Source organism: Protofrankia sp. CiP1_Cm_nod3 (genome assembly GCF_982290655.1).
Genome location: NZ_CEVIVD010000238.1, coordinates 1 through 4,411 on the forward strand (window position 1 = coordinate 1; position 4,411 = coordinate 4,411).

Genomic DNA, 4,411 nt, shown 5'->3' on the forward strand with positions numbered 1-4,411 from the left:
GGCTCAGGGGCCGGTCAGGTGGGTGTCGAGGCGGGAGAGGGCGGCGCGTTTTTCGGCCATCGACGAGTGGGCGTAGATGGTCATGGTGACCTCGATGGCGGAGTGGCCGGCGATCTCACGGACGGTGTGGGGTGGGACGCCGAGGTCCAGGAGCAGGGTTACGCAGGTGTGGCGGAGGCCGTGGAAGACCACGCCGTCGAGGCCGGCCGCACGGCGGAGGGGCTCCCAGGTGCGGCGGAGGTTACCGGGTTCGATCACAGTACCGATCTTCGTGGTGAACACGTGGTCGGTGCTCACCCAGCGCTTGCCGGCCGCCTCTCGCTCGGCGTCCTGAAGCTTGCGATGTTCGGTGAGGGCGTCGGCGACCAGGCCGATCAGGGGCAGGGTGCGGAACGACGTGTCCGTCTTGGGCGTGACCAGGTGGAGCGCGCCGCCGGTGCGCTGGAGAGTGCGGCGGATCGTGAGGGTGCCGCGGTCGGTGTCGACGTCGGACCACTGGAGGCCGAGCAGTTCCCCGCGGCGCAGGCCGAGGAAGAGCGCCAGGACCACGAGCGCATACAGCCGGTCGCCGGCCGCCGCGTCGAGCAGTGCCCGTGCCTGGTCGACGGTCAGGCCCCGGTTGATCCCGTACCTCGGTGGTGTGACCTTGACCAGCTTCGCCACGTTCCGGCGGATCAGTTCCTCGCGGACAGCCGCCTGAAGGCCGTTGCGCAGCACCGCGTGAGCCTGCTGGACGAGCCGCCGGGACGGGATGGCCTGGCAGCACCGGCCGACCGCGCAGCAGCGCCGATCCTTCACCGACCGCCGGGCGTCTCGACCGTGCTTGCAGCACAGGCACGAGTTCTCCATCTGGCGCATGAACAGCCGGACGTCCGCCGCGGTCAGCTTGTTCAGCCGCTTCTTGCCGATCGCCGGGCAGATGTGGACCCGAACCATCATCTCGTACCCGTGGTACGTCGCCGGCTTGGCGTTCGGTTTCACGCTCTGCGCGAGCCAGTAGGTCAGGAACTTCTCGACCGTCCACCCGGTCGCCTCTGCCGGAATGCCCTGGTCGGAGTTGGCCTGTAGTTCGGTGAGCTTGCCACGGACGATCTCTTCCGACTTGCCGTAGACCGGTCGCCGCCTGGTCGTCCCGTCCGGCATGAGGACGTAGGCTGCGCCGACCCACAGGCCGTCGGCCCGCTGGTAGATCGAGCCCTGGCCGTTCGCACGCTTCGTGCGCTCCTTGCGCCGGCCGTTCGCCGGGCCGCTGCTGTTGTTGCCGTTGCTGGGCATGGTGAGGAGGACTCCTTGCCGAGAGGGGGAAGGTTCCGCCGAGGCCGGTCGCGGATGGCGTTGTCCGGTTCCGGTTCCGGGGTCCGTTCTCTGGGCGGGGGATGATCTGTCGGGGCGCCGGCCGCGTCCAGGGCGCCTATGGCGTCGCTGACGCGATCGGCCTTCGGCCGACCCTGGACACGTCCGGCACCCCGACAGCAGGGAAAGCCGCCAGAGAACGGAAAAGAAATGGGAAGGGCGGGCAGGAATGCCGCTACGGGCGGGGGACGCTCGCCGCCACCGGATCGGCCGAGGGGTGCGGGCCGGCCGGGACGGTTGCCGGAAGTCCGGGCACCCGGTGGAAGACCAGCACCGCGTCGACGTCACCGAAATGTTCGGTGAAGAACGAGTCCGCGGGCAGATCGGCGAGGATCGCGGCCAAGTCGCCGACGTCAGCACCAGGGCGGATGGTCAACTCATGACCGGTGTCGGTCGCACGCACCGCGACGAGCGGTGAGTCACCGCCGGGGGTGCGCCACGCCCCGAAGCTGCCGGACGAGAAGATGGGCACAGGGCTTCACTCCTTGCTTGCTCAAGGGTGGGTCTCAGGTCCCGGTCGGGTGTTCGCAGCACCCACCGGGACCGCTTTGCTTGCCGAGTGTCCGGGCGGTCGGGAGGTCCCCGCGCCTGGTTGTTGGATTGCTGGCCGGTCATGCTGCTTCTCCGTCGCCGCGCAGCCGGTCGACATAGGCGAGGACCGCGGCACGGGGAACACGCCGAGCACGGCCGATGCGGACGGATTCGAGCCGGTGACCGCGGATCAGGTCGTACACGGTGCTACGCCCGACGCCGAGCAGCGCGGCGGCTTCGTCGACAGTCAGTAAGAGCTTGATCACGACTCTTCTCCACAGGGCCAGGGCGGGCGGTCAGGCAGCGCGAGCCGAGTCCGGTGGGCCGATTGCCGGAAGCTCAGCGCCGGTGGCGCGTCGGGCTGTGTCGAGTTGGGCGCGCCAGCGGTGGCGGTCCGCGACCGCGCGGAGGAGGAGATGTTCCCGGCGGGGTGTGGCAGGGTCGCCGGGGCGGAGAAGCTGCCAGACCGCCCGGTCGACGCCGTCGCCCTGGCCGCCGCTGGTGTCACCTGTGTGGCCGAGGACGGCAAGCTGTTGCCGGACCCAGATTTTTCGATCTTCCCGATGATCGGCGAGGGTCTTGCCCGACCACTTCCGGGAGACGAGTACCCGTCGGCCGCCGAAGCCGAGGGTTTCGCGCCGGTGGGCCTTGCCCCGGCACCGTCCCGGTACCAGCCCGGCCCGCGGGTTCTTCGGCTGGACGCCGTAGAGCAGCCAGTTCGCACACGTCGGCGCGCACGGTTCGTAGCGCAGCGCGTCGGCGAGCCGGTCGACGTGCTGTCGCTGCGCATCGGTGCTTACCGTGTGGCAGGCGTCCAGGCCCTTGGTCAAATATTTGGTCAGGTAGCCGATCAGCCGGCCGGTATTGGCGTTGTTCGCGGTCACCCCGTCCGCGCGGACCTGCACCCCGAACCGGACCACATGCGCGGGCTCGGCATCGTCGCCGAGCGTATCCAACGCCGCGTCCCAGGTCGGCAGCGGTGCGCCGCTGTCCGGGTCGGTGTAGCCGCCGGCCCGTTCGTCCCAGACCGGCAGCCGGCCGGGGCCGTAGACCGGCCGGTCACAGGACGGCCACCACACCTGGTGATAGGTCGCAGCCGCGACCTGCCGCAGCAGCACCCGCGGGATCGTGCCGCGTATCGCCGCGTGCAGATGCGGCGCCAGCCGCCGTTGCGGCTCCAGGGCGGCGAAGTACTGCACGTCCCAGCCGACCGCGCGGCGGAGGTTCTGCCAGAACCGGTCGAGCAGCTTGGGAAAGTGGATCGCGTCGCGGGCCGCCCGCCGGTAGTCGTAGCCGTCCGGGTCCACCGGGGTGCCGTCGCCGTTCACTCGGCCGTAGCTGTCGCAGGTGAGCGTGAGAAACATCGACGGCCGCCACACCGTCCCGTCGGGTGCGGTGAACGTCCGGCCCACGGTGCGCCGGTCGACGGGGAGCCGGGGCAGGTCGGGGGCGTCCTGCCTGCGCCGGGTCGATCGGGTCCGCCGGGGCCGCTCCCGGGCCTCCGGGGCGGTCGTGCCGCGCACACCAAGATCGGTCAACGCGGCGTCGACCTGGGAGATCAGATCGTCGGCTTCGGTGATCTGCTCGACGTGGTGGCTGGTCACGGCGTCGGTGCGGACGGCTTCGAGGTCGGCGCGGAGCTGGACGAGGGTTTTCGCGTCGTCGGTCGGCGGGTCCGGGTCGGGGAGTGGTTCGTCGTCGAGGTGCCAGCCGGCCTTGCACTGCGCCATCCGCAGCTTGCGTGCCCGGTCCGCGCACGGCGGGCACTTGCTGGCCAGGGTGGCCCCGCACGGCACCGGGATCGTTTCCGTCTCCCCGGTGGTCAGGTCCACCCGGCGCATCGCCAACGGGCGGATGCACACCCCGTTGTCGACCGCGACCGCCTCGAGGACCTGCCGGGCCAGCGGCAGTCGCATCCGCGCCGCCCGACTCCCCGCCGCCGGGTCCGTACTTGAGACGGTGCCGGTCGGACTATCCGGATGCGCCGACAGCAGGCCGGCGGGGTCCGTTCCACTTGTCACGCGGCCCGCTCCTCCTGGTCCTGGTGGTCGTGGTCGTGGTTCGGGCCGTCGCCGGCCGGGTCGGGATCGGGCGGGTGGCCGGGGGGCGGTTCCCGGCAGCCGCACACCCGCCCCCGCCCGACCGGCACCCGGCAACCGGCATCGGTCCGGTGTGCCGCCCACAGGTGCCGGCACCAGGAGCACAGCGGCAGCACGAACACCGGGGCGTATCCCTCCAGTCCGGTCATGCCGCCCAACCGTCGACATCCGGGGTCCACCCTGTGCCGGGATCGTCGAAGCCAATGATCTGACCGGCGACCGGTGGCCGGTAGCGGTGCGCCATCCGGCCGATCTCGGCGTCGTCGATCCAGGCGGCCCGCACCCGCACCGGGTCGGCCTGCCCGTCGGCGAGCACATAGCCGACCCCGGGCAGCCCGTCGGGGATCTCCTCCGCTCGGGCGCCGCGATCCCGTGCGCCGTCGCCCAGGACCAGGTCGACTTGGTCGGGTTCGGTCAGCCGCAGCGCC

At 71.3% G+C, this 4,411-nt stretch carries 5 protein-coding genes and 1 pseudogene; all 6 read right to left on the reverse strand.

Annotated elements, in window-relative coordinates; genetic code table 11:
• Positions 1-3: 3 nt before the first annotated feature.
• Complete coding sequence (locus tag AC5LUJ_RS23470; protein ID WP_250291456.1) at positions 4-1,275, reverse strand: tyrosine-type recombinase/integrase; 1,272 nt, start codon at positions 1,273-1,275, stop codon at positions 4-6.
• A gap of 253 nt (positions 1,276-1,528) precedes the next feature.
• On the reverse strand, positions 1,529-1,825 hold the full coding sequence (locus tag AC5LUJ_RS23475) for a hypothetical protein (RefSeq protein WP_250291452.1): 297 nt from the start codon (positions 1,823-1,825) through the stop codon (positions 1,529-1,531).
• A 139-nt stretch (positions 1,826-1,964) separates the two neighbouring features.
• Positions 1,965-2,150, reverse strand: coding sequence for a helix-turn-helix domain-containing protein (locus tag AC5LUJ_RS23480; protein ID WP_250291451.1), 186 nt, complete (start codon positions 2,148-2,150; stop codon positions 1,965-1,967).
• A gap of 30 nt (positions 2,151-2,180) precedes the next feature.
• Positions 2,181-3,905: a replication initiator gene (locus AC5LUJ_RS23485; RefSeq protein WP_445548396.1), complete on the reverse strand. Its 1,725-nt coding sequence runs from the start codon at positions 3,903-3,905 to the stop codon at positions 2,181-2,183.
• On the reverse strand, positions 3,902-4,132 hold the full coding sequence (locus tag AC5LUJ_RS23490) for a hypothetical protein (RefSeq protein ID WP_250291449.1): 231 nt from the start codon (positions 4,130-4,132) through the stop codon (positions 3,902-3,904). Before AC5LUJ_RS23490 ends, AC5LUJ_RS23485 begins: the two co-directional genes overlap by 4 nt.
• Positions 4,129-4,411, reverse strand: a pseudogene (locus AC5LUJ_RS23495) (FtsK/SpoIIIE domain-containing protein); the annotation flags it as partial. The gene AC5LUJ_RS23490 and the pseudogene AC5LUJ_RS23495, both read right to left, overlap by 4 nt.